The 21,827-nt window shown below is 40.8% G+C and carries 22 protein-coding genes; 6 read left to right on the top strand and 16 right to left on the bottom strand.

Features of this window, described 5'->3' with window-relative positions; genetic code table 11:
• Positions 1-44: 44 nt before the first annotated feature.
• Together priA and BM156_RS07270 are read right to left on the bottom strand one after the other, a co-directional pair.
• Positions 45-2,516, bottom strand: a complete 2,472-nt coding sequence (gene priA, locus BM156_RS07275; RefSeq protein WP_093919167.1) for a replication restart helicase PriA — start codon at positions 2,514-2,516, stop codon at positions 45-47.
• A gap of 72 nt (positions 2,517-2,588) precedes the next feature.
• On the bottom strand, positions 2,589-3,875 hold the full coding sequence (locus BM156_RS07270; RefSeq protein ID WP_093919166.1) for an MgtC/SapB family protein: 1,287 nt from the start codon (positions 3,873-3,875) through the stop codon (positions 2,589-2,591).
• Positions 3,876-4,257: 382 nt separating this feature from the next.
• Between BM156_RS07270 and BM156_RS07265 the strand changes: the two genes are divergently transcribed.
• From BM156_RS07265 to BM156_RS07250, 4 genes are all read left to right on the top strand, one after another.
• Complete coding sequence (locus BM156_RS07265; protein ID WP_170846885.1) at positions 4,258-4,851, top strand: RNA polymerase sigma-70 factor; 594 nt, start codon at positions 4,258-4,260, stop codon at positions 4,849-4,851.
• A 76-nt stretch (positions 4,852-4,927) separates the two neighbouring features.
• Positions 4,928-5,929: a FecR family protein gene (locus tag BM156_RS07260; protein ID WP_093919164.1), complete on the top strand. Its 1,002-nt coding sequence runs from the start codon at positions 4,928-4,930 to the stop codon at positions 5,927-5,929.
• A gap of 147 nt (positions 5,930-6,076) precedes the next feature.
• Entirely contained in the window at positions 6,077-9,433 is a 3,357-nt protein-coding gene (locus BM156_RS07255; RefSeq protein ID WP_170846884.1) for a TonB-dependent receptor, read from the top strand.
• A 34-nt stretch (positions 9,434-9,467) separates the two neighbouring features.
• On the top strand, positions 9,468-11,114 hold the full coding sequence (locus BM156_RS07250; protein WP_093919162.1) for a RagB/SusD family nutrient uptake outer membrane protein: 1,647 nt from the start codon (positions 9,468-9,470) through the stop codon (positions 11,112-11,114).
• Between the two features lie 101 nt (positions 11,115-11,215).
• Here the strand turns inward: BM156_RS07250 and ettA are convergent, their stop codons facing one another.
• Entirely contained in the window at positions 11,216-12,901 is a 1,686-nt protein-coding gene (gene ettA, locus BM156_RS07245; RefSeq protein WP_093919161.1) for an energy-dependent translational throttle protein EttA, read from the bottom strand.
• A gap of 138 nt (positions 12,902-13,039) precedes the next feature.
• On the opposite strand from ettA, the gene BM156_RS07240 reads away from it, so the two are divergent.
• The gene (locus BM156_RS07240) at positions 13,040-13,405 is read left to right on the top strand and encodes a response regulator (RefSeq protein WP_093919160.1); all 366 of its coding nucleotides are present in this window, start codon (positions 13,040-13,042) and stop codon (positions 13,403-13,405) included.
• A 71-nt stretch (positions 13,406-13,476) separates the two neighbouring features.
• Here the strand turns inward: BM156_RS07240 and BM156_RS07235 are convergent, their stop codons facing one another.
• The gene (locus BM156_RS07235; RefSeq protein WP_093919159.1) at positions 13,477-14,157 is read right to left on the bottom strand and encodes a hypothetical protein; all 681 of its coding nucleotides are present in this window, start codon (positions 14,155-14,157) and stop codon (positions 13,477-13,479) included.
• Positions 14,158-14,340: 183 nt separating this feature from the next.
• Between BM156_RS07235 and BM156_RS07230 the strand changes: the two genes are divergently transcribed.
• On the top strand, positions 14,341-15,489 hold the full coding sequence (locus BM156_RS07230) for a helix-turn-helix domain-containing protein (RefSeq protein ID WP_093919158.1): 1,149 nt from the start codon (positions 14,341-14,343) through the stop codon (positions 15,487-15,489).
• A 60-nt stretch (positions 15,490-15,549) separates the two neighbouring features.
• Here the strand turns inward: BM156_RS07230 and rplQ are convergent, their stop codons facing one another.
• Genes rplQ through rplR form a run of 12 tightly spaced genes read right to left on the bottom strand, consistent with a single transcriptional unit; the run spans position 15,550 to position 21,827 of the window.
• Positions 15,550-16,104 (bottom strand): 50S ribosomal protein L17, encoded by a 555-nt coding sequence (gene rplQ, locus BM156_RS20925; RefSeq protein WP_093919157.1) that lies wholly within the window; start codon positions 16,102-16,104, stop codon positions 15,550-15,552.
• A gap of 6 nt (positions 16,105-16,110) precedes the next feature.
• Positions 16,111-17,103 (bottom strand): DNA-directed RNA polymerase subunit alpha, encoded by a 993-nt coding sequence (locus tag BM156_RS07220; RefSeq protein ID WP_093919156.1) that lies wholly within the window; start codon positions 17,101-17,103, stop codon positions 16,111-16,113.
• 19 nt (positions 17,104-17,122) lie between these two features.
• Positions 17,123-17,731: a 30S ribosomal protein S4 gene (rpsD, locus tag BM156_RS07215; protein ID WP_093919155.1), complete on the bottom strand. Its 609-nt coding sequence runs from the start codon at positions 17,729-17,731 to the stop codon at positions 17,123-17,125.
• Between the two features lie 18 nt (positions 17,732-17,749).
• A complete protein-coding gene (gene rpsK, locus BM156_RS07210; protein WP_093919154.1) occupies positions 17,750-18,139 on the bottom strand; it encodes a 30S ribosomal protein S11 in 390 nt (129 codons plus the stop codon).
• Between the two features lie 11 nt (positions 18,140-18,150).
• A complete protein-coding gene (rpsM, locus tag BM156_RS07205; protein ID WP_093919153.1) occupies positions 18,151-18,528 on the bottom strand; it encodes a 30S ribosomal protein S13 in 378 nt (125 codons plus the stop codon).
• A 27-nt stretch (positions 18,529-18,555) separates the two neighbouring features.
• On the bottom strand, positions 18,556-18,672 hold the full coding sequence (gene ykgO / locus BM156_RS07200; RefSeq protein WP_081782363.1) for a type B 50S ribosomal protein L36: 117 nt from the start codon (positions 18,670-18,672) through the stop codon (positions 18,556-18,558).
• Positions 18,673-18,683: 11 nt separating this feature from the next.
• Entirely contained in the window at positions 18,684-18,905 is a 222-nt protein-coding gene (gene infA / locus BM156_RS07195; RefSeq protein WP_053187509.1) for a translation initiation factor IF-1, read from the bottom strand.
• Positions 18,906-18,949: 44 nt separating this feature from the next.
• Positions 18,950-20,293 (bottom strand): preprotein translocase subunit SecY, encoded by a 1,344-nt coding sequence (secY, locus tag BM156_RS07190; RefSeq protein ID WP_093919152.1) that lies wholly within the window; start codon positions 20,291-20,293, stop codon positions 18,950-18,952.
• Between the two features lie 4 nt (positions 20,294-20,297).
• Positions 20,298-20,744, bottom strand: coding sequence for a 50S ribosomal protein L15 (gene rplO, locus BM156_RS07185; protein ID WP_093919151.1), 447 nt, complete (start codon positions 20,742-20,744; stop codon positions 20,298-20,300).
• Positions 20,745-20,764: 20 nt separating this feature from the next.
• Positions 20,765-20,944, bottom strand: coding sequence for a 50S ribosomal protein L30 (gene rpmD / locus BM156_RS07180; RefSeq protein WP_093919150.1), 180 nt, complete (start codon positions 20,942-20,944; stop codon positions 20,765-20,767).
• Between the two features lie 5 nt (positions 20,945-20,949).
• Positions 20,950-21,465 (bottom strand): 30S ribosomal protein S5, encoded by a 516-nt coding sequence (gene rpsE, locus BM156_RS07175; RefSeq protein ID WP_093919428.1) that lies wholly within the window; start codon positions 21,463-21,465, stop codon positions 20,950-20,952.
• Between the two features lie 5 nt (positions 21,466-21,470).
• On the bottom strand, positions 21,471-21,827 hold the full coding sequence (gene rplR / locus BM156_RS07170) for a 50S ribosomal protein L18 (RefSeq protein ID WP_093919149.1): 357 nt from the start codon (positions 21,825-21,827) through the stop codon (positions 21,471-21,473).

Below are 21,827 nucleotides of genomic sequence, written 5' to 3'. Positions count from 1 at the left end.
GACTCAAGCCTCTTTCAATCAAAAACATTCGAGCTTTCACGTAATTACATGGGATCAACATCGGCGTATATAATTAATCCGCCGTTATTCGGTAAACCCTTTATCTGACCGATGACATCCATTAGCTGCTTTTTTGCAGGACTCAGCTGCTTATTTTTATCCAACTTGAGCCAAATTTCTTTTTGGTACCAAGTTTGGACACGACTAATAACAGGATACTCAGGCCCCAATACCTGGTTAACAAACAACTTTCGTAAAATTGCAGCCAATTGATTTGCTCCAAGATCCAAGCGCTCCCGGCTTTTATGCTTAACAACTATTTTTACCAACCTGAAATACGGAGGATAACGAAATAACTTCCGTTCCAGCATTTGACGATTAAACAAGAGATCGAAACTGTTGGAAGCAACCTCAGCCAACACTTCATGGGTCGGCTGTGAGGTTTGAATGACTACTTTTCCCCGTTTGTTTTTTCGGCCTGCTCGCCCACTAACTTGAGCCATCAACTGGAAAGAACGCTCAAAAGATCTAAAATCCGGATAGTTCAACATCTGATCCGCATTCAATATGCCCACCACCCGAACATGTTCAAAATCCAATCCTTTCGTCACCATCTGAGTTCCGACCAAGATGTCAATCTGTTTGGTTTCAAACTTGTAAATCAGTTGATCAAAAGAGCGTTTTGCCCGTGTCGTATCCAAATCCATCCGCGCGACCCGAGCTTCGGGAAAAAGAATTCCCAATTCTTCTTCTATTTGTTCGGTTCCGTATCCCTTGGTTCGAATATCATCCGAATGACATTCGCCGCAAGTATCCGGCAAGCTGGTCGTATGCCCGCAATAATGACACACCAAGCTCGAACGATATTTGTGGTAAGTCAAGCTAACATCGCAATTTTGACATTTTGGAATCCAGCCACAGCTGGTACACTGCATGTAGGGCGCAAAACCTCGTCTGTTCTGAAACAAGATGACCTGCTCTTCTTTCTCCAACGCTTGCTTTACCTCGTCATACAATTCAGGAGTAAGCAAAGATTTCATTTGTCGCTGGCGAGTTGCTTTACGGATGTCTGCTACCACAATCTCTGGGAGTTCAATCCCCTGAAAACGCTCTTTCAACTCAACCAAAGCATACTTCTTCAATTTGGCATTGAAATAGCTTTCGAACGAAGGCGTTGCGGTCCCCAGCAAAACGGGTGCTTTATGAATTTGCCCCAAGACAACAGCCATGTCACGAGCATGATAGCGAGGAGCCGGGTCAAACTGCTTGTAACTGTTTTCATGCTCTTCATCGACAATAATCAACCCCAATTTTTTGAATGGAAGAAACACCGCTGAGCGAGCGCCCAAAACCACTTGGTAAGCATCTTCTTTCTCTTCCAGAATATTAAACCAGATTTCAACCCGTTCAGCATCATTGAATTTTGAATGGTAAATACCGGCCCGATCGCCAAACGCTCTTTTTAGGCGATTGTTTAACTGAGATGTTAATCCAATTTCCGGAACCAGGTAAAGCACCTGCTTATTTTGAGCCAAAACTTCCTCAATCAGCTTGATATAAACCTCTGTCTTTCCACTAGATGTCACGCCATGAAGCAAAACAGGACGCTTCGTCTGAAAACCTTCTTTCACCTGAACAAGCGCCTTTTCCTGAGCTTCATTCAACTCGTATAAAAATTGTTCTTCTGTATGATTCTGAATCAATCGGCCAATCTCAACTTCTTCAATAGTTAATATGCCTTTATCAACAACCACCTTTAATACCGCATCTGAGATTCCTGTTTGCTCCAGCAGTTCTTTCTTCGTTAAGCTATTCTGTGATTCCTCACTAAAAACAGTTTCTGCTAAAAAATACTCCAGCAGCTCACGTTGTTTTTTCGCTCGTCCAATTCCTTCAAAGATGTTTTCAATAGCTTTAGGTGTACTGAATTGATCGGACAACTTTACCACGCCAATTGTCTTGGGTTTATAGCTGTCCTTCAACCTTTCTTCAATCAGAATAGCGTTTTTTTCCAGCAAAACTTTCAAGGTTGCATACGAAGACTTCCTGCCTAGAAATTGGTTAATTTCTTTGATGTTAGCCTGCCCTCGTCCCTGTAACATCAAAAGTAAAGCTTCTTCTTCACCGGTTAGTTCTTCTTCCATATTGAAATGTGGATTGAAGCTAACATTTGACTGACTTTCCAATTTCAATGCAGAGGGCAATGCTGCCTTAAACACCTCTCCCAAAGAGCAACAATAGTAGTCGGCAACCCACTCCCAAGCAATAATCTGCGCTTGATTAACAATTGGCTCCTTATCCAGAATTGCATCAATTGATTTAAGATCAAAATCGCCAGAAGGAGGCTCTTGATGAAGCCGGTAAACCAAGGCTGAAAAGTATTTGCGTGCGCCAAACTGCACAATAACCCGAACCCCCAATTTCATATTGGGTTCGAAGCTGGCAGGGACCAAATAAGTAAATTTGTCGCGTAGCGGCAGGGGTAATATTACGTCAGCAAAGAGTGGTTTTGACATAGCACTACAAACTTCGGAAAATTTATTCATTTACAAGCAGGAACCGTTACTTCTTATCATACGTCCGGGGAACTACCGATAAAGAAGATAGAAAACAAAAGCAACAACAAAACCGGAAGCAATCAAGGTCAAAAAACTAAATGCAATTGACTTACGCGACTCTTTACTACCCAAAAACAAGGCATAAACCATTTTCATCAAGTTGTTACTGTTTGTCGCGTTAATAATTGCCAAGGTTACGGTAAGCTGCAGAATCCCGGACTCTTGCTGAAGTAAGTAGATTAAAAATGGGTCGACATCGAAAATACCAATAAGAAAAGCCAATCCGGTAACGCCTTCGTTTCCGTAGCGTCCCATCACTGTTTCGGTTATTAGGGCAAAAACGACAAACAAAAATCCAAAAACAATCGCTGTTTTGAGTTCCAAAGGATTCTTATTAATGACTTTTTCCTGAGACTGACCTCGGCGATCTTCTTTATCTGCTCCCCAACGTAAGACCAATCTGGAAATTCCGAAAGCCATTCCAAACATGATTAAAAATGGAATGGTAAGCATCATTCCAATGGACTGATTAAACACATAGGCCAATACCAAAACCCGCAGGTACATCATCCCATTGGCAAGCATAATTGCAGATACTGAATGCTTTCCGGTGCCTTCTTCTTTTTCTCGACGCGCCAAAATCACCGTAGTCGCTGTGCTACTGTATATTCCGCCCAAAACACCCGTAAGCAGAATGCCGGAATTTGGAAAAATGAATTTCTTCACCAAATAACTAACGTAAGAAACTCCTGAAACGACAACAATTGCCAACCACAATTCATAAGGAGAAATCGGTATTACCTCTGAAATATTCTCAGACGGAAGTAACGGTAAAATGATTCCGGCAAAGGCAATAAACTTGGCAAGCGTAGTAAATTCTTCATCCGATGCTTTTTTAGAAATTGATCGAAACTGGCCCTTCATCTCAGTCAGCACCAAGATTGCAACCACAAAGGATAGCACTAGCCAAACAGGTTGAGTAAAAACCAAAACGGAGAGACAGTAGGTTAACAAAGCCAAGATCGATGAAGTTACTCCATAATCTTTTTGCTGCTTAATCTTATGAAAGTATTGGACGCCGAGTAAACCCCCAACAATGACCAAGCCTGTAAGGAACGGGATCAAACTTTTCGGATCTGAAATATAAAGCGCATAGCCTAATAGCCCGATAAACGTAAAGGTACGGTCGGTTCCGAACAACACACTTTCGTCATCCCCTAAATGGTGACGCCGTTGACCTAAGCCAATCAACAGTGAAAAGATTAAGACAAGAAAGAAGTAAATAATCTCCGTTGGTATAAATTGTTCAATCATCATTAAAAATGGTCTTTACACAAAGATATCGTTTCGTTAAAATGAAGTCAACAAATATACAGGATATGATGTAATCCAACTACCCGGCTCATCCTCGCAAAGTCTTTTCTACTCATTACTTCTCAAATTCATAACTCCCAAACAAGGTCATTCTCATTGCATGCTTACAAGAAACAGATTTGACATTGCCTTAAACTTAAGGCAAACTTCAACATTTAGTTTTGAACCGTTCATTGTTTGTGTGCTGCTTATGTTATGGCGTTATACTAAATACCCAAAAAACGGGTATCTTGAACAGGAATTCAGCATTGCAACCAATAGACTTGTTAAAAAGCAGAAAAAGGACGATAATATTTTTCATAGCTTTGTAAAGATTGCTTGCTATATGGCTACCAAAAAACTAAGACCTCTTCAAAAAAATGAGTTTGAAACGATCTACAATCGTTTCTTCCACATTTATTATGACATTGCTCAACGATTTCTGTATCACGATGAAGATGCCAAAAGTGTCGTTCAAGATGCTTTCATAAAGCTTTGGGAAAACGAAATCCACTTGCAAAACGACGATGAGATTAAAAACTACCTTTTCATTCTCGTTCGCAATCGCAGTTTGAATGTTATTCGACAACGAAAAAAACAATTTCAAACAACGGATCAGCCAGAATACCTAATCAACTCAATCAGCCATAAACTGCTTGAAAAGACTGGTGAAGACATTTTGCTTTACCAAGAACTTTTTGAAAAAGTACAACAAGCCATTCAGGCTTTGACTCCACAATGCAAAAAGGTCTTTCAATTGAGTCGCTTCGAAGATTTAAGCAACAAAGAAATTGCTGCTGTATTGGATATTTCAGTCAAAGCTGTTGAAGCCAACATCACAAGAGCAATCAAGCAGCTCCGGGAAGAACTCGCTCCTTATTTGATTTCAAAAGAAGCAGCCCCTAAACTCCCTGTTTTATTCTATTTAAGCCTGTCATAAAAAATTCACTTTTCTTTAAAAATCCATGTAGGGTTCAACCTCCAGTTCGTGTTTTTATAACAAACACATTCAACGAATGCGAAATATTCACGAAATCATAGCACGTTTTTTTCAACACCAAGCCAGCCAGGATGAACTAAAAGAACTGGATCAATGGCTTGATGATGATCAAAACGCCCAAGAATTTGCTGATCTTCATAAACTCTGGTCCTGGTCTGGGCAAGCAGCTGATAAAAAGCCAGCAGTCCCTTTTTCTGATACCTGGAAAAAAATAGCGACTCAGCAAACAACAAAAAATACACAAGCAAAGAGGCTCAACACCTCCGCCATTCTCCGGTATGCTGCAATTGCGTTTCTGGTGTTAAACCTTGGTTGGTGGGGATCGCACTTCTTCTACCAAAAGCAAAATCAGATGGCCATGCAGGATTTTTCAATCCGAGCAACTCCTCATGCCAACTCAATCGTTACACTTCCTGATCAAACTCTAGTGTATCTGCGTCCGGGCTCTACCCTAGACTACGATAATGGATTCAATGCCAACAAGCGGGAAGTGCTACTCAACGGAGAAGCTTATTTTGATGTTACCCGGCAATCCGACAAACCATTTATCGTCAAAACAGACCTGGCTCAAATAAAAGTGCTTGGAACCAAGTTCAATGTTTTGGCTCAACAGGGAGCACCAATCTATCAAACGACCTTGGTTGAAGGGCAAGTAGAATTTCAACCCAATTCAGGAAAAAAATACCTGCTGCACCCCAACCAAATGCTTGAGCTGAATACGCAAAAAAATACCGTTACCATAAGTGAGGTAAACACGAACCTTTATGTCGCCTGGAAGGATGGAAAAATAATTTTCAGGGACGAAACTCTTGGAAACATAACCAAACAACTGGAAAAAATCTACCATGCCCAGTTTATCTATCAAAATCCAACACTTGCCGATAGCTATCGTTTTTCCGGAACCATACACCGGGAGACCTCTATTGGCGAAGTCATCAAAATGCTTAAAATTTCAATTCCAATGGAAGTTGAACGAAAAGAAAGGTTCCCAGAGCCCGACTTAATCTATTTGAAATAAAAACGGGCAATACTACCAATATTGCCCGCTGGAATAAGGGACTACCAATCCCTTGAGTTTTAATAAAAATAATAGGACAAAATTATGAAAAAAAAATCTGTATTCTACGGGTTAATATCCCGTTGTTACTTGAAAAAATGGTATCTCATGATGCGTTTAGTTGTCTTTTTAATTTTGATTTCAGCCATGTTGGCCAAAGCCAATACCGGCAACTCACAAACCGCCAAACTAACTATGAGTTTTGAAAACGTTAGTCTGACGGAGGTTTTTGAAGAAATTGAGAATCAACTCAACATTGGTTTTCTTGTTCCCAGCAATCTCTTAAATGACCAACGGAATATTAATATTTCAGTGAGAAATGCGACCGTAGAAACAATATTAGACGAAGTTTTAAGTCCCAATGGCTACCAATTTGAATTTGTAGGTAAGAATGTTGTTATCACCGAAAAGACAACCGTTCAGCAACAAGCGGTAAAAGGGACGGTGACCAACAGTTCCGGAGAATCCATCCCCGGAGCAACCGTTATCGTTAAAGGTACGTCAAGTGGAACCATCACCGACGGAGAAGGTTTTTACGAATTGCCCAATGTTCCGGTCGATGCAGTTTTGGTTTTCTCCTTTGTGGGGATGCAGCTGCAAGAAGTATCAGTAGCCGGACGCAGCACAATCAATGTTGTTTTACAAGACGAAACCATTGGCATTGAAGAAGTCGTTGCAATTGGTTATGGCACGGTCAAAAAAGCTGATTTAACTGGTGCTGTTTCAACCGTTGATGTTGAAGATTTGAGCGGCACTCCAGTAGCCGGGGTTGACCAGATGCTTCAAGGCCGAATGGCCGGAGTTAATGTCGTTGGAGATTATGCTCCAGGAGGAGGCGTCTCCGTTCGGGTCCGGGGATTCAGTACAATTCGGAACAATGACCCGCTGTATGTTATCGATGGAGTCCCCGTCGAATCGGGAATTAACATGATCAATCCCAATGACATCGAGTCACTTCAAATCCTAAAGGATGCTTCGTCTGCCTCTATTTATGGTTCGCGGGCTGCCAATGGGGTGATCATCATTACGACCAAAAAAGGAGAAAAAGGCGATGCTCGTGTTAGCTTCGATGCTTACTGGGGAGTGCAATCATCAGCCAAGCAATTGAACCCGCTGAATGCCAAAGACTATGGCGATCTGCTGTGGAAAGCTCACGAAAATGATGGTAAGACACCTGTAAGTGATGTTTACGGAACGGGCGCTACACCAACAATCCCAACGTTTTTAGATGAAAACAGTCTGGTGCCATCAACCGATATAAACTGGGTAGACCAAATTCAGCAAAATGCGCTGGTTCAATCTTATAACCTAAATATTTCCAACGGAAGAGACAATTCCAACCAATCATTCTCTTTGGGTTATTTCGATCAGGAAGGAGTTATTAAATTCACCGATTTTAAACGGATAAATGCACGTTACAATTCTGAATACCGTTTCTTCGACCGATTGACAATTGGTGAAAACCTTTCGTTGTCTCACTCGTGGTCTAACGAAGCGCAAACAAACAGTGTTTTGGGAAGTGTTGTTTACGATGCTTATAAATACCCATCAATTGCTCCTGTTTATGATTTGGATGGCAACTTTGCCGGAGCCTTTTTAAGTGATATCCGAAATCCGTATGCCAAGCTATTCCACAACCAGGACAATACACATAAACGACTCAAATTCTTTGGAAACATTTATGCTGAACTGGAAATCATCAAAGGGTTGAAGTTAAAGACAAACTTTGGTGCCGACTATTCCAATTATTACCGGAGAAATTTCAGCCCTAAGTTCCAGGAAACAGGAGCACATAACCCCAGCACCATTAGCACCCTGTCGACAACCAACAGTTGGAAATTCGATTGGATCTGGACCAATACCATTGCTTATAGTACCCGGATTAACGACAAGCACCAAATTGATCTGTTAGGGGGGATGGAAGCCATTGAATCAACTTACGAAATAAACAGCGCTTCGCGTGAAGGCTTCCCTTATGAAGAAGATAACTTCCGTTACCTGGATGCCGGAGATGGCGGCACTCAGAAGAACTCGGGCAGTGGCTTAAACTCCTCATTGACCTCCTATTTTGGAAAAGCCGATTACACATACGACAGTCGCTACCTTTTCTCTTTCACCTTCCGTCGTGATGGTTCTTCTAAACTGGGCAACAACAAGTGGGGAAACTTTCCTGCACTTTCTGCCGGCTGGCGAATTAGCGAAGAAGCTTTCTTTAATAAAGGTACCATCAACAACCTGAAATTACGTTTGGGCTGGGGACAAAACGGTAACCAGGATGTTCCTCCTTATGCCACAATTGAAAGTTATTACACCAACGCTTACCATTCAAACTATGCGATTGACGGAGCTCAAAGTTCTGTTTACAATGGTTTTACTCAAAGTCGGAACGGAAATGCCGACCTGAAATGGGAAACAACCACCCAAACTAACATTGGATTGGATTTGGGCTTCTTTGATAACCGTTTAAGTGTTGCCGCTGATTACTTCTTCAAGAAGACCAAAGACTTACTTTTGGAGCGTCCACTTCCTCCGGTTGCTGGCGGTACCAACCAAACCGTTTGGGACAATGTGGGTGAAATGGAAAACAAGGGAATTGAGTTGCTGATCGACTACCAAAGTGTTCGCAAGAACGATTTCTCATGGAATGCCAGCTTAAATGTCGCTCACATCAAAAATGAATTGACCAGTCTGCCTGATGACATTGACTTCATCGCTTTGCCGGGTTCCTACCTGCACAGTGTAAACTTTGACCAGGAAACTTCTCGTTCTGAAGTTGGACAACCCATCTCTTCATTCTATGGCTACCGTAGCTTGGGAATTTTCCAAGATCAAGCAGAAATTGATGCTCATAAGGTTCAACCAAATGCCAAGCCTGGTGACCTGAAATTTGAAGATTCCGATGACAATGGTGTTCTAGATGGTGATGACCGTGGTTTTATTGGGAACCCACATCCTGATTTTACTTTAGGATTGAATCTTGGATTCCAGTATAAAAACCTGGATGCTGCTTTGTTCTTCAATGGTAGCTTTGGCAACGAAGTTTGGGACTTAACCCGTTACTACGGAGATTTCTTCAACCTTTCAGCTTACAACAAACTGGACCATGTGCACGATGCCTGGAGTACAGATAACACAGGAGGAACAGTTCCTCGTTTATCCTTGGATGATACCAACAACAACATCCGCCCTTCATCCTATTACATTTCCGATGCTTCGTATGTCCGTCTGAAAAATCTAACGATTGGCTACACATTCGATAAGCTGGCATCACGTATCAACAGCAGCAAGCTCCGTGTTTACGTTCAAATCCAAAATCTATTTACCATCACCGGCTACGATGGATTGGATCCGGAGGTTGGCCTACAAAACTATAGCTCGGAACACCGCAACCTGGATATTGGTGTTGACCGTGGATTATATCCTCCATCACGAACATTCACCTTTGGTGTAAACCTTGGATTTTAATCTTTAATCAGTGAACCATAAAAAAGAAATTATCATGAAACGAATTATATATTTTCTGATTCTAAGCGTATTCCTTGTAAGCAGTTGTAGTGATAGCTTCCTGGAGGAAAGCCCAATTGGAGAGCTTTCTCCCGATCAAATTTTAAAACCAGAGAATGTTGAAAAGACTGTTATTTCAGCTTACTCTGTTTTAAATGGACAATTTGACGAAGCCTCGAATGCATACAATTCTCCAGCATCAAACTGGAGCTTTGGCGATGTTGTTTCCGATGATGCTTATAAAGGTGGTGGTGGTACTGGTGACCAAAATCAGATTCACCTAATGGAGATCTTTGCAACCGACCCAACCGTTAAAGATATCGAACGCAAATGGTTGGCGCTTTATGAAGGAATTCGTCGTGCCAACCTGGCCATTCGTCTCTTGAATGAAAGCGAAGAGTTTGACGCTTCATTAAAAGAGCAACGTTTGGCAGAAATGCGCTTTTTACGTGGGCATTATCATTTTGAAGCCAAAAAAATCTATGGCAATATTTGCTACATTGATGAAACCGTTGTTACCAAGGAAGATTTCTATGCTCTTTCAAATTCTGATTTAACAAACGAGCAGCAATGGACAAAAATTGAAGATGATTTTAAAGCTGCGGCCCAAGTACTTCCCGGAGAGCAAACAGAGCCAGGACGTCCGGTAAAATGGGCTGCAAAAGCATACTTGGCCAAATGTTATCTGTTTCAGAAAAAGTGGGATGATGTGATTACTGAAACCGATGATGTCATTGAATCTCAAAAGTACAGCCTGATGACTAACTTCAGCGATGTCTTTTTGCCAGATAATGACAATGGATCGGAGATTGTATTTGCGATCCAGTATTCAATTAATGATGGTTCTCCGAGCAACTACAATGGTTCCATTGGCGACCGCCTAATGTCACCCGGAGGCCCTTACGCAGGCTATGGCTTCCTTCGTCCATCGCAAAACCTGGTCAATGCCTTTAAAACAACTGCCAATGGATTGCCAGCTTACGACAATACCACGCTTGAAGATGCTGATCCAATTGACCCGAGACTTGATCACACATTAGGGCGCCACGGTATTCCATTTTTTGATATTCAGGTTTATGACTGGACACCACGTGAAGCTTCGGTATACGGACCTCATATTACAAAAAAACGGTTACTATCCACCAACTCCCCTCATTACTTGGCTGTTTGGCCATACATCACAGCTGTCAATTACTACATCATTCGTTATGCAGATGTACTCCTTTGGCGTGCTGAGGCAGCTATCGAAACCAATGACCTTGAAACAGGCCGAACTTATATCAATATGGTTCGGGAACGTGCCCGCGATGGGATGTATGTCAAAACGATGGATGGCAGTGCTGATGCAGCCAACTATGTCATTGACAGCTATCAAACTGCATTCGGATCGAAAGATGCAGCTTTAGCGGCTTTGCGCACAGAGCGTCGTCTGGAGTTTGCGCACGAAGGGCACCGGTTCTTTGACCTTGTTCGGTGGGGTATTGCAGGCGAAGTCATGAATAGCTATTTTGAAAGTGAAAAACAGCTTCGTTCTCACTTAGCTAATGCTGCATTTGTCGCGGGAAAACACGAATATCAACCCATCCCACAAACTCAAATGGACTTGAGTCAAGGAGCTATGGTCCAAAATCCTAATTACTAGTTTAAAAGATTTAAGGACTGTATTTTACAGTATTTATAAGAAAGGGCGAAGTATGCTGAACATACTTCGCCTTTCTATTTATAAGCTTAAAATAACTTCCGCTATTTCACCAGTTTCTTATACTTTATACGTTTTGGACCTTCATCGCCCAAACGCTTTTTCTTGTTCTCCTCGTATTCCGAGTAACTTCCTTCAAAGAAATGCACACGAGACTCTCCTTCAAAAGCCAGAATATGTGTGGCAATCCGGTCGAGGAACCAACGGTCGTGAGAAATAACAACAGCACATCCAGCAAAGCTCTCCAAGCCTTCTTCCAACGCACGCAAAGTATTCACGTCAATGTCGTTGGTCGGCTCATCAAGCAATAACACGTTACCTTCTTCTTTCAAAGCCATGGCCAAATGCAAGCGATTTCGCTCTCCACCTGATAAGACGCCACATTTCTTTTCCTGGTCGGAGCCAGCAAAATTAAACCGAGAGACATAAGCCCGAGCATTTACCTGCCGATTCCCCATTTGCATCAAATCATTTCCTCCAGAAATTACCTGGAAAACTGTTTTTTCCGGATCGATCGCTTCATGCGACTGATCGACATAAGCAATCTTAACAGTATCACCTACCTCAAAAGTTCCCTTATCCGCTTCGAACTGCTTCATGATCAACTTAAATAAAGTTGTCTTTCCAGCGCCGTTTGGTCCAATCACCCCAACAATGCCGTTTGGAGGTAACACAAAATCCAGTTCCTCGAACAACAAGCGCTCTCCAAAACCTTTCGCTACACCATGAGCTTCAATAACCTTTTCTCCCAAACGTGGCCCGTTGGGGATGAAGATTTCCAACTTCTCTTCTTTCTGTTTCGCATCTTCGTTCATCAACTTGTCATAGGCATTCAAACGTGCCTTGGCCTTGGCATGGCGGGCTTTCGGAGCCATACGAATCCAATCCAATTCTCGCTCAAGTGTCTTTTGACGTTTTGACTGTTGCTTTTCTTCCTGGGCCAATCGTTTTGATTTTTGCTCCAACCATGAAGAGTAGTTTCCTTTCCATGGAATTCCTTCTCCCCGATCCAATTCCAAAATCCATCCGGCAACATTATCCAGGAAGTAACGATCGTGCGTAATACAAATTACGGTTCCCTTGTACTGTTGTAAGTGCATTTCCAGCCACTGAACCGATTCAGCATCCAAGTGGTTGGTTGGCTCATCAAGCAACAACACATCAGGTTCTTTCAGCAATAACCGGCACAAAGCAACACGTCGTTGTTCTCCTCCCGATAGCTCACTAACAAGCTGATCTCCCGGAGGGCAGCGCAAAGCATCCATTGCCCGCTCCAATTTTGAGTCCAGGTTCCAAGCATCGAAATGATCAATTTTCTCCTGAAGTTTACTTTGTTCGGCAATTAAAGCCTCCATTTTGTCTGGATCCTCCAACACTTCTGGCTCTCCAAACTTCAAGTTTACCTCTTCGTAAGCCTTCAATACGTCGACAACTTCCTGCACCCCTTCTTCAACAATCTCTTTTACAGTTTTCGTTGGGTCCAGATGTGGCTCTTGCTCCAAATAACCAACCGTGTACCCTGGAGAAAAGACCACTTCTCCTTGATAGGATTTTTCCAACCCGGCAATGATTTTCAACAAGGTTGATTTACCAGAACCGTTTAATCCAATAATACCGATTTTTGCCCCTAAGAAGAAGGATAATGAAATATCTTTCAGTACCTGTTTCTGCGGAGGGAAAGTTTTACTCACCCGATACATCGAAAAAATGATCTTCTTGTCTTCAGTCATATTCTATTGTTTTTAATTCTTAAAATCGAAACCAATCAATCAGCTATCATAAGCCAATTATCAGTTAGCAAAAATAACGGAATTTCAGGACTTATATCTCTACCTTTACAAAGGTATTTAATGGACAAAATTAAATAGATGCTGAAGATCCTTGTTGTTGATGATAACCCAATTAATTTGAAGTTCTTGTTTTATGCCTTAAGGCATGATTATGACATTGAAATGGCTCAGGATGGAGATGAAGCACTGACAAAGACGTTAGTCAAGAAATATGATATGATCATTCTGGATTTATGGATGCCGAAGATTGACGGAGCTGAAATTACGAGACAGATCAGATCTTTAGATAGCAATATGAATCGAGCGACCCCAATTATTTTTTGTACCACAAGCAATGCTGATGCTGATAAAAAGCGTTGTTATGGTTTCGGGGCTAATGATTACCTGGTGAAACCCGTTCAGGTTAATCAATTAAAAGAGAAATTAAATTATTACTTAAGCTAGCAAGTAGCTTAAGCTTATTTGCAATTCGTGAAAAATAAAAGAGCTGCCCTTAGTGACAGCTCTTTTGTTCTTTATTGCATGCGGCTTAACACTTCGTCAACAATTCCTGAAAATTTACGAAGAACTCGACTCCACTCTTGATATTTCTCATCAGCTTTCGCACTTACTCCTTTCCCATTAGCTCTTTCGCTCACAATCTTTACGGTAAACGTTAGTGGATCATTCGATGCTGTTTTTAATAATAACCGAGTGCGAATACTAGACTGGCTAAAGCTATTCAAGTGCCACGCTGTTCTTAAATAGCCGGTTTCTCTATCCGTTACTTCAATCACATCAAAATATGAGGTAATAATTTGAGCAACCTGCCTCCAGGCATCTTTTTCGTTCAAGCCATCTTTCACACGCACTGGAATATCAATATTTGAGATATCCGTTCCGCTAATTGACGCTTCAAAGGCATCATCTTTTTGTAGTTCGAAATACTTCGACTTGGGAGGTTTGGCATAACCTTTTTGATGGCAAAACTTAGCCGACTGCCATAACCAACCCGTCTTTCCTACTTCTAATTTCACACAGTCATTCTTCCGCACAACAACTTCAACTGCTCCCTGGCCCAGCAGTTCTCCATTTGCATAGATATTGGCATCTTTAGGATCGACAGTTACAGAAATTGTCTTTTTGCCCAACTGAGCAACAGTCAAAAAAGGAATAGCTAAAATAAATACAATAAGAAATAAATACTTCTTTTTCATAAGCGTCTATTAAAGGTTAAAATCATCAGCAATAAGTTCTTAACACCAAATCAAAATTGTTATCTTAGTAAACAAATATATTAAGCAGCTCAAAATACATACGTATAGATCGTCAAATTTACCACACCCTAAAAACCTAATAAACAGATAAATATAAAAATTTACGATTTTTACATTTAACTTATGCTCGATCAAACAACATTAGTGCTCTTAACTCCATTTTTTGTCACGCTATTTTGGATTTTAGTTATCTCTACAAGCCAACATCAAAAAGTAAATAAGAAATTGGAATTACTCTTTTTCTTAACATGCGGTTTGGTGGCATTTGTTTCTGCAATTGCATTTTTTGGCCAATACTATAAATTTTACCAGCTGATCTATGTTCCCGTTGTATTCTTTGCCATGTCCCAATTTCCTGCATTTTATGTTTATATAAAATCACTGACTAGCGAGCAAGGCTGGGAAAGAAAATCTTTAGTGCATTTTATTATTCCGTTACTCACCACGCTGGCCGCAGCCTATATCCACTACTATCTTCTCTCAGAAAAAGAAAATTATCAATTTGTTGCAAAGGTTATTACCGGAGAGCTACCTGAAACAAGACATTTAAAACTCGCCTACTTAGTCGACAGAATTTCCAAGAACAGTTTCATCATCCTTGGTTTAATTTACTACTGGTTAAGCAACAAACGAGTAAAAAAGCATCGATCGAAACTAGATGACTACTTTTCATCTACAGAGGGAAAAAGAATCAATTGGATTCGCTTATACAATATCTCCTTTTTCTTCACGCTTTTTGCAGGCATTTTCTTTCACTCACTGGACCGCAAAATTTTTATTGATAATCCGCAGCTTTTGGCGTTGCCATTCCTGCCACTTACTGTCTTCTTTTGGATCATCGGATTCCATGGACACAAACAAAAAACAATCTACCCCACACCACTAAATCACCCCGTGCTTGATAATCAAAATTCCATTCAAACTTCCGATTTAAGTGATATTAAGATTCGTTTGGTTACGCTATTAGATAACGAAAAACTTTACTTAAACCCAGAGATTAACCTTCCAGACTTAGCTCGGCATGTTGGCACCAACAGGACTTACCTATCACAGGTAATTAACCAAGAGTTTTCCTTAAACTTCAACCAGTTTATTAATAAATACCGCACAAAGGAAGCCAAAAAGCGACTAAACTCCCAAGAAGGATATCGACTGACAATAAAAGAACTGGGGGAACAATGTGGATTTAATACTCCACAGTCGTTTGCGAGGTGGTTTCGAGAATACTATGGAGTAACTCCAGGGGAATATAAGAAAACAATAGGACTATAAAATAAAAGAGCTGACCTACCAGGCCAGCTCTTTCTATCTTGCTTATATTGGTAACCAATATTATTCAGCTTTCTTTTCGTCTTCAGTCTTTGCTTCTTCAGCTGCTGGTTCCTCTTTTTTAGGCTCTTCAACAACTTCTTCAGCTTTTGGTTCTGCAACTTTCTCTTCAGCTTTAGGAGCTTCTGTTTTTGCTTTAGAACCACCACGACGAGAACGACGTTTCTTGCTTTTATCTTCTTTAGCTGACAACATGTTTTCGTTATAATCAACTAGTTCGATAATACACATTTCAGCGTTATCCCCCAAACGATTTCCAGTCTTCAAAATACGAGTGTACCCGCCTGGACGATCGCCTACCTTATCAGCTACATCTCTGAAAAGCTCAGCAACAGCGCTTTTACTTTTCAAGACACTAAATACAATACGACGAGAATGAGTCGTATCGTTTTTAGCTTTTGTAATAAGCGGCTCAACAAACATCTTCAGTGCTTTCGCTTTAGCTACCGTAGTAGTAATTCGCTTATGAAAGATCAGAGAATTGGCCATATTTGACAACATGGCTTTCCGATGAGCACTCTTTCTTCCAAGATGGTTGAATTTTTTATTATGTCTCATTTCTGCTTATTCCTTGTCAAGTTTATACTTACTAATATCCATTCCGAATGTCAGGTTCATGCCATTCAACAGGTCGTCCAACTCGGTCAGTGATTTCTTACCGAAGTTTCTGAACTTCAGCAAATCGTTCCGGTTGTAAGTAACCAATTCGCCCAACGTCTCAACATCGGCAGCTTTCAAGCAGTTTAATGCACGAACTGAAAGGTCCATGTCAACCAACTTGGTTTTTAATAGCTGACGCATGTGCAGTACTTCTTCATCAAACTCTTCGTTTGCAAATTTCTCGTCTGAATCAAGAGTAATCTTCTCATCAGAGAACAGCATGAAGTGATAAATCAGAATTTTTGCAGCTTCTTTCAAAGCGTCTTTTGGATGAACGGAACCATCGGTAGTGATGTCCAAAACCAACTTTTCGTAGTCAGTTTTTTGCTCTACACGATAGTTTTCGACAGCATACTTCACATTTTTAATTGGTGTGAAGATTGAGTCAATCGGAATTAAACCAAACTCAGCATCTACAGGCTTATTTTCAGCGCTGGGAACGTATCCCCGCCCTTTGTTGATTGATAATTCCACCTGCAATTTAACATCAGCTTCCATTCGGCAAATTACCAATTCCGGATTCAACACCCGGAAACCAGTCATAAACTTGTTGATGTCGCCAGCAGTAAATTCTTCCTGTCCGCTAATCGTAATAGAAACTTTTTCACTATCAAAATCTTCAACTTCGCGCTTGAAACGAATTTGCTTCAGGTTCAGGATGATCTCGGTAACATCTTCCATCACGCCTTTGATGGTTGCAAATTCATGGTCAACGCCTTCGATTTTGAGCGTTGTAATTGCATAACCTTCCAAAGATGATAACAGGATCCGACGGAGTGCATTACCGATTGTGATACCATAACCGGGCTCCAATGGACGAAATTCGAATTTACCAAATTTCTCATCGGACTCGACCATTATTACTTTGTCAGGTTTTTGGAACGCTAATATTGCCATAATAATACTGAGTAATTTATTATTTAGAATACAACTCTACAATAAGTTGTTCTTTGATATTTTCAGGAATTTCTTCCCGTTCAGGGCGATTTAAGAACTTACCGCTCATCTGAGCTCCATCCCATTCCAACCAAGCGTATTTATTGTAGCGGTGAGAAGTCAATGAATCAGAAATTACTTCCAACGATTTAGACTTTTCGCGAACGCTAATGATATCGCCTGGACGAAGCTGGTATGAAGGGATATTAACCAATTCACCGTTAACCATGATGTGTTTATGAGTCACCAACTGGCGTGCTGCTGGCCGACTAGCAGCCAATCCTAAACGGAAAACAACGTTGTCCAATCGAGATTCCAACAACTGAAGCAACACTTCACCGGTAACACCTTTAGAAGCGGATGCTTTTTTAAACAGGTTTGAGAATTGCTTTTCCAAAATACCGTAAGTGTATTTCGCCTTTTGCTTTTCTTTTAACTGAATACCGTATTCAGACTTTTTACGTCTGCGTCCAGATTGCCCATGCATACCTGGTGGGTAGTTCTTTTTTTCAAGTACTTTATCAGGTCCGAAAATTGGTTCACCAAATTTCCGCGCAATCTTTGTTTTTGGTCCTCTATATCTTGCCATTACTTTTTCGTTAAAATATTAAACACGTCTTCTTTTTGATGGGCGACAACCATTGTGTGGCAATGGAGTTACATCAACAATTTCTGTTACTTGTATACCCACGCTATTAATAGCACGAATAGCAGATTCGCGACCATTTCCTGGTCCCTTAACAAATACTTTAACTTTTCTAAGACCTAGATCATATGCAGTTTTTGCACATTCTTCAGAGGCTACCTGAGCAGCATAAGGTGTATTCTTTTTAGATCCTCTAAATCCTTTTTTACCAGCCGACGACCAAGAGATAACTTCTCCGTTGTTATTGGTCAATGAGATAATAATATTATTGAATGAGGAATGAATATGCGCTTGACCGGTAGCTTCAACGTTAACAACTCTTTTCCTACTGGAACTTGTCTTCTTTGCCATAATTCAATTAATTATTTAGTGGCTTTTTTCTTATTAGCTACAGTTTTCTTTCTTCCTTTACGAGTACGGGCATTGTTTTTAGTACTTTGTCCGCGTACCGGAAGGCCAATACGGTGGCGAATACCACGATAACAACCGATATCCATCAGTCGTTTAATGTTCAGCTGGTTTTCTGAACGAAGTTCTCCTTCAACCTTAAAGTTTTCGTTGATGGTTTTACGAATAGCAGCGAATTGGTCATCAGTCCAATCCTGTACTTTTATATCAGCATCAACGCCAGCTGTGGCAAGGATTTTATTTGCACGGCTACGTCCAATACCATAGATGTAGGTCAATGCAACTTCTCCTCTTTTATTATTAGGAATATCAACTCCAACAATACGAGCCATAAATCAAATTTTTACAAAGTTAATTAATTATCCCTGACGCTGTTTGAACTTCGGATTCTTTTTATTGATCACGTACAAACGGCCTTTCCTGCGTACAATTTTACAGTCGGCGCTGCGTTTTTTGATGGATACTCTTACTTTCATTATTTCGTACTTTAATTTTTATATCTAAAAGTAATCCTTCCTTTTGTCAGGTCATAAGGAGACATTTCTACTTTAACCTTATCTCCCGGAAGAATTTTGATATAATGCATGCGCATTTTACCAGAGATATGTGCAGTAATCACATGCCCGTTTTCAAGTTCTACCCTGAACATGGCATTTGACAATGCTTCAATGATTGTTCCGTCTTGTTCTATAGAAGGCTGTTTTGCCATAAAAAAATCTAATTTTAATTCTTATTGCTTTTGTTTCCGATTAATTACATCATTGAACCGGCTCCTCCGGTACGTCCTTTAATCCGGCCTGATTTCATCAAACCATCGTAGTGACGCATCAACAAGTGACTTTCAATTTGTTGTAAAGTATCTAAAACAACACCAACCAGAATCAACAACGACGTACCGCCATAAAAGTAGGCGAACTGCGTATTAATTCCAGCTATCATAGCAAAAGCCGGCAAAATAGTTACGAGACCCAGGAAAATAGATCCGGGTAACGTAATACGAGACATGATCGTATCTAAGAACTCAACAGTTTTCTTCCCTGGTTTTACTCCTGGAATGAAACCACCATTCTTCTTCATATCTTCGGCCATCTGCACTGGGTTAATTGTAATTGCCGTGTAAAAATACGTAAACAATATTACCAGTACAAATTGAGTAAAGTTGTACCAAAATCCGGTGTGGTCAGCGAATGCAGCCGCAAAACCGCTAACACTGTCAGAATTGGCAAACCCTGCAATAGTAATCGGAACGAACATGATCGCTTGCGCGAAGATAATTGGCATAACTCCGGCAGCATTCACTTTTAAAGGTATGTACTGACGAACACCTCCGTATTGTTTATTTCCTACAATGCGTTTTGCATACTGAACAGGTATTCTGCGGGTACCTTGTACCAGCAGAATAGTCAGCATAAACACCACAAAGAGCACAACAAACTCTACCAGGAACATTACCATACCACCACCTTGCTCCTCAATACGAGAAGCAAATTCCGCAAACACGGCAAATGGTAGGTTAGCAATAATTCCAATCATGATAATCAGTGAAATACCATTCCCAATTCCTTTATCGGTTATGCGTTCTCCAAGCCACATCACAAACATCGAACCAGCTGTCAGAATAATGGTTGATGTTATGGTGAACATCGTACCACTAATGGCAAAAGCCGAATCTGGCAACTGATAGTTTAAGTTGGCCAAGTACGCAGGCGCCTGGAAGATCAAAATCAACACGGTCAGATAACGAGTTATCTGGTTGATTTTCCTTCTTCCTGATTCACCTTCTTTTTGTAATCGTTGAAAATATGGGACGGCTATTCCCATCAACTGAATTACAATCGAAGCTGAAATATAAGGCATAATCCCTAAAGCGAAAATGGATGCGTTTGCAAATGCACCTCCAGAAAACATATTCAATAGCCCCAGCAACCCATCTGAGGTTTGACTTTTCAATGCTTCCAACTGAGCCGGATCAATTCCGGGTAGGGCAACATACGATCCTAATCGGTATATTAAAAGAAAGAATAATGTTATTCCTATACGAGACCTTAAGTCTTCGATCTTATAAATATTCTTTAGGGTTTCGATAAATTTTTTCATCAGGTTAGAGTGTTTCTGTGGTTCCTTCTAGTTTTTCGATAGCTGCTTTTGCGGAGTTAGAAAAGGCATGTGCTTTCACCTCTAATTTCAACTTCAATTCGCCGTTTCCTAAAATCTTCACCCGGTCGTTCTTAGCAGCCAGACCGGCTTCAACCAATGTTTGCACATCAATAACAGTTAAGCTTTTGCTTTCTGCCAGTTGTTGTAGCGCATCCAAATTGATTGCTTTATATTCTACCCTGTTAATGTTTTTAAATCCGAATTTTGGTACAACACGTTGCAAAGGCATTTGACCCCCCTCGAAACCTCTTGTACGGCTATATCCCGATCTAGACTGAGCTCCTTTGTGACCGCGAGTGGATGTACCACCACGACCGGAACCCTGTCCGCGACCAATACGCTTATCTTTTTTTACGGATCCTGCTGCAGGTTTAAGATTACTTAAATCCATAATTTTTAGCTTAAACTATTTTAAATTTCTTCAACTTTCACCAAATGGCTCACTTTGCTGACCATTCCTAAGATTTGAGGAGTGGCTTCTTTCTCAACAGAGTGATTCATTTTCTTAATTCCAAGTGCTTCAATTGTTGCTTTCTGCACTTTATTGGAACCAATCTTGCTTTTTACTTGAGTAATTCTAATTTTAGCCATAGTTCCTATCCTTTATAAACTTTTTCTAAAGAAACTCCCCGGTGTTCAGCTACTGTATATGCATCTCTTAGTTCAAGAAGTGCGTTCATCGTTGCTTTTACCAAGTTGTGTGGGTTTGATGATCCTTTTGATTTTGCAAGGATATCGTTAACTCCAACACTCTCCAATACTGCGCGCATCGCACCACCGGCTTTTACTCCGGTACCTGATGTAGCTGGTTTCAAGAAAACACGTGCTCCACCAAATTTAGCAATTTGCTCATGAGGAATGGTTCCTTTGTGAATAGGAATTTTCACTAAATTCTTCTTCGCAGCATCCACACCTTTTGCAATCGCGGTAGTTACTTCGCTAGCTTTACCTAGTCCCCAGCCTACAATGCCGTCTTCGTTTCCTACAACAACAATTGCTGAGAAGCTGAAAGTTCTACCCCCTTTGGTCACTTTGGTTACACGGTTAATTGCAACCAAACGGTCCTTAAGTTCGATGTCTGTTGTTTTGACTTTCTTAATACTTCCTGCCATAATCATTAAAATTTAAGGCCACCTTCACGGGCAGCTTCAGCTAATTGTTTTACTCTACCGTGATACAAATATCCGTTACGATCGAACACAACATTTTCAATTCCTGCAGCTTTTGCCTTTTCAGCCAATGCTTTTCCAACTAGGGCTGCAATTTCTGATTTGTTGCCTTCTTTTTCGCTGATTTCCTTATTCAATGAAGAGATTGCAAGCAAAGTAGTGCCATCAACGTCATTTACCAGTTGAGCATAAATTTGCTTGTTACTTCTAAATACACTCAAACGAGGTCTTTCAGAAGTACCGGAAACGATCTTCCGGATTCTCTTTTTAATTCTATATCTTCTTTGTTGTTTCGTTAAAGCCAT

The sequence above is a fragment of the Sunxiuqinia elliptica genome (assembly GCF_900113005.1).
GTDB classification, from domain to species: domain Bacteria; phylum Bacteroidota; class Bacteroidia; order Bacteroidales; family Prolixibacteraceae; genus Sunxiuqinia; species Sunxiuqinia elliptica.
This window is presented reverse-complemented; position numbering and strand designations above follow the sequence as displayed.

Bases quoted from the DNA above. Each gene is read 5' to 3' on its own strand.
- secY (WP_093919152.1), bottom strand. From the start codon at position 20,293: ATGAAAAAATTTATCGAAACCCTAAAGAATATTTATAAGATCGAAGAC.
- BM156_RS07270 (WP_093919166.1), bottom strand. From the start codon at position 3,875: ATGATGATTGAACAATTTATACCAACGGAGATTATTTACTTCTTTCTT.
- rpsK (WP_093919154.1), bottom strand. From the start codon at position 18,139: ATGGCAAAGAAGACAAGTTCCAGTAGGAAAAGAGTTGTTAACGTTGAA.
- ykgO (WP_081782363.1), bottom strand. From the start codon at position 18,672: ATGAAAGTAAGAGTATCCATCAAAAAACGCAGCGCCGACTGTAAAATT.
- BM156_RS07220 (WP_093919156.1), bottom strand. From the start codon at position 17,103: ATGGCAATATTAGCGTTCCAAAAACCTGACAAAGTAATAATGGTCGAG.
- priA (WP_093919167.1), bottom strand. From the start codon at position 2,516: ATGTCAAAACCACTCTTTGCTGACGTAATATTACCCCTGCCGCTACGC.
- rplO (WP_093919151.1), bottom strand. From the start codon at position 20,744: ATGGATTTAAGTAATCTTAAACCTGCAGCAGGATCCGTAAAAAAAGAT.
- ettA (WP_093919161.1), bottom strand. From the start codon at position 12,901: ATGACTGAAGACAAGAAGATCATTTTTTCGATGTATCGGGTGAGTAAA.
- rplR (WP_093919149.1), bottom strand. From the start codon at position 21,827: ATGGCTTTAACGAAACAACAAAGAAGATATAGAATTAAAAAGAGAATC.
- BM156_RS07250 (WP_093919162.1), top strand. From the start codon at position 9,468: ATGAAACGAATTATATATTTTCTGATTCTAAGCGTATTCCTTGTAAGC.
- BM156_RS07265 (WP_170846885.1), top strand. From the start codon at position 4,258: ATGGCTACCAAAAAACTAAGACCTCTTCAAAAAAATGAGTTTGAAACG.
- rpsM (WP_093919153.1), bottom strand. From the start codon at position 18,528: ATGGCTCGTATTGTTGGAGTTGATATTCCTAATAATAAAAGAGGAGAA.
- BM156_RS07260 (WP_093919164.1), top strand. From the start codon at position 4,928: ATGCGAAATATTCACGAAATCATAGCACGTTTTTTTCAACACCAAGCC.
- infA (WP_053187509.1), bottom strand. From the start codon at position 18,905: ATGGCAAAACAGCCTTCTATAGAACAAGACGGAACAATCATTGAAGCA.
- BM156_RS07235 (WP_093919159.1), bottom strand. From the start codon at position 14,157: ATGAAAAAGAAGTATTTATTTCTTATTGTATTTATTTTAGCTATTCCT.
- BM156_RS07255 (WP_170846884.1), top strand. From the start codon at position 6,077: ATGATGCGTTTAGTTGTCTTTTTAATTTTGATTTCAGCCATGTTGGCC.
- rpsD (WP_093919155.1), bottom strand. From the start codon at position 17,731: ATGGCAAGATATAGAGGACCAAAAACAAAGATTGCGCGGAAATTTGGT.
- BM156_RS07240 (WP_093919160.1), top strand. From the start codon at position 13,040: ATGCTGAAGATCCTTGTTGTTGATGATAACCCAATTAATTTGAAGTTC.
- rpsE (WP_093919428.1), bottom strand. From the start codon at position 21,465: ATGGCAGGAAGTATTAAGAAAGTCAAAACAACAGACATCGAACTTAAG.
- rpmD (WP_093919150.1), bottom strand. From the start codon at position 20,944: ATGGCTAAAATTAGAATTACTCAAGTAAAAAGCAAGATTGGTTCCAAT.
- BM156_RS07230 (WP_093919158.1), top strand. From the start codon at position 14,341: ATGCTCGATCAAACAACATTAGTGCTCTTAACTCCATTTTTTGTCACG.
- rplQ (WP_093919157.1), bottom strand. From the start codon at position 16,104: ATGAGACATAATAAAAAATTCAACCATCTTGGAAGAAAGAGTGCTCAT.